The organism is Segeticoccus rhizosphaerae (genome assembly GCF_009192725.1).
Lineage (GTDB): Bacteria > Actinomycetota > Actinomycetes > Actinomycetales > Dermatophilaceae > Segeticoccus > Segeticoccus rhizosphaerae.
Map to the genome: position 1 here is coordinate 1 of NZ_VOHR01000465.1, position 2,180 is coordinate 2,180.

At 74.9% G+C, this 2,180-nt stretch carries 2 protein-coding genes; both read left to right on the plus strand.

The features are described from left to right. Nucleotides 1-84: 84 nt before the first annotated feature. The gene (gene murG, locus FRW57_RS20650) at nt 85-1,206 is read left to right on the plus strand and encodes an undecaprenyldiphospho-muramoylpentapeptide beta-N-acetylglucosaminyltransferase (RefSeq protein WP_238999522.1); all 1,122 of its coding nucleotides are present in this window, start codon (nt 85-87) and stop codon (nt 1,204-1,206) included. After that, on the plus strand, nt 1,203-2,180 hold a 978-nt coding region (locus FRW57_RS20655), incomplete at its 3' end, for a UDP-N-acetylmuramate--L-alanine ligase (RefSeq protein WP_152186940.1). The genes murG and FRW57_RS20655, both read left to right, overlap by 4 nt.

Sequence of the window (2,180 nt, forward strand, 5' to 3'; positions counted from 1 at the left end):
ACCCGGCGCCCGCGAGGCCCTCGCCGCCCGCCCCAGCCTGGTCCGCCGGTCGCTCGCCGTCCTGGCGCGCCGAGGTGACGACTCGTGAGCGCTGGGCCCCTGCGCTCGGTGGTGCTCGCCGGTGGCGGCTCGGCGGGACACGTGTCACCGTTGCTCGCCCTGGCCGACTGCCTCCGCCGCCGGCTGCCCGAGACCGCGGTGACGGTCCTCGGCACTGCCGACGGGCTGGAGCAGCGGCTCGTGCCTGCCCGCGGCTACGACCTGCGCGAGATCCCCAAGGTCGCCTTCCCACGGCGGCCGGGCGGCGCCCTGGTGCGACTGCCGCAGTCCCTGCGTGGCGCCCACAGGGCCGCACGGGCCGTGCTCGACGAGGTCCACGCCGACGTGGTGGTGGGGTTCGGCGGCTACGTCTCGACCCCGGCCTACTTGGCCGCTCGCGGCCGGCGCACGCCCATCGTGGTCCACGAGCAGAACGCCCGGCCGGGTCTGGCCAACCGGCTCGGCGCTCGCATGACCCGGCACGTCGCCACCACCTTCCCCTCGACCGCGCTGCCGCACGCCACCACCGTCGGTATGCCGTTGCGCCGCGAGATCGCGACGCTGGACCGAGCGGCACTGCGCGGCGAGGCGCTCGAGCACTTCGGGCTGCAGGACCGCCACCCGACCCTGCTGGTCACCGGGGGATCGCTCGGCGCACAGCGGCTCAACACCTCGTTCGCGGAACGGGCCACCGCGTTGGGCCGGGCCGGGGTGCAGGTCCTGCACCTGTCCGGCCTGGGCAAGGGGTTCGAGCCGGTGACCGCGCCCGGCGGGCCCCGCTACGTGGTGCGGGAGTATGCCGACCGGATGGACCTGGCCTACGCCGTCGCGGACCTCGTGGTGGCCCGCTCCGGGGCGGGCACCGTGTGCGAGCTCACCGCGGTCGGCCTGCCTGCCGTCTACGTGCCGCTGCCGGTCGGCAACGGCGAGCAGCGGCTCAACGCCGCCGACGTCGTGGCAGCGGGCGGTGGGCTGCTGGTCGACGACTCGGCGTTCACCCCAGAGTGGATCACCGCCGAGCTGCTGCCCCTGCTGCAGGACCGCGTCCGGCTCGAGGCCATGGGCAAAGCGGCGGCCGGTCAGGGCCACCGTGACGCGGACGAGCGGCTGGCCGACCTGGTCCTGCTCGCCGCAGCGGACGGCGAGGTCGGCGGGGACCGGGCATGACCCGCTGGAACCGGCGGTTCGACTTCGCCGCCCCGGTACCGGCGGCCGCAGAGCTGCGGCGGGCGCACTTCATCGCGATCGGTGGCGCCGGAATGTCGGCCGTGGCGCGGCTCATGCTCGCGCGGGGCATGGCGGTGAGCGGTTCGGACCAGAACGACTCACCGGTGCTGGAGGTCCTGCGCGCGGCAGGTGCGTCCGTGACGGTGGGGCACTCCGCCGCCACGGTCACCGCGCTTCCCGACGGAGCGGTGGTCGTCGTCTCCTCGGCGATCCGTGACGACAACCCCGAGCTGGCGGCTGCGCGTGAGCGTGGCCTGCAGGTCCTGCACCGGGCTCAGGGTCTCGCCACCCTGCTGCCCGGCAACCGGGTGGCGGCAGTGGCCGGTGCCAACGGCAAGACGACGACCAGTGCCATGCTGGCGGCGGCCCTGCGCACCGCCGGGCTCGATCCCTCCTTCGCCATCGGCGCACCGCCCGTCGGCCACGACGTGGGAGCCGGCCTCGGTGGCGGCGACGTCTTCGTGGTCGAGGCCGACGAGAGCGACTCGTCCTTCCTCGTCTACCACCCCGACGTCGCGGTCGTCACCAACCTCATGCCAGACCACCTCGACTTCTACGGCACGTTCGAGCGGGTCACGCGCGCCTACGACGAGTTCGTCGCGACGATCGCACCGGGAGGGCTCCTGGTCACCTGTGCCGACGACGAGGGCGCCCGCGGACTCGCCGAGCGGGCCCGCGCCGACGGGGTGCGGGTCGTCACCTACGGTGTCGCCTCCGACGCCGATGTGCGGCTCACCGGACTCGGTGGTGCCGGATTCGACTGGGGCGCAACGGTGCTGGAGGACGGTCAGCCCCCACGCCGGCTGGGCCTCCGGCTGCCGGGAGCCCACAACGTGCTCGACGCGGCCGGGGCCTACACCGCGGCCACGACGGGGCTGGGCGCCGACCCCGACCTCGTGCTGCAGGGCCTGGCC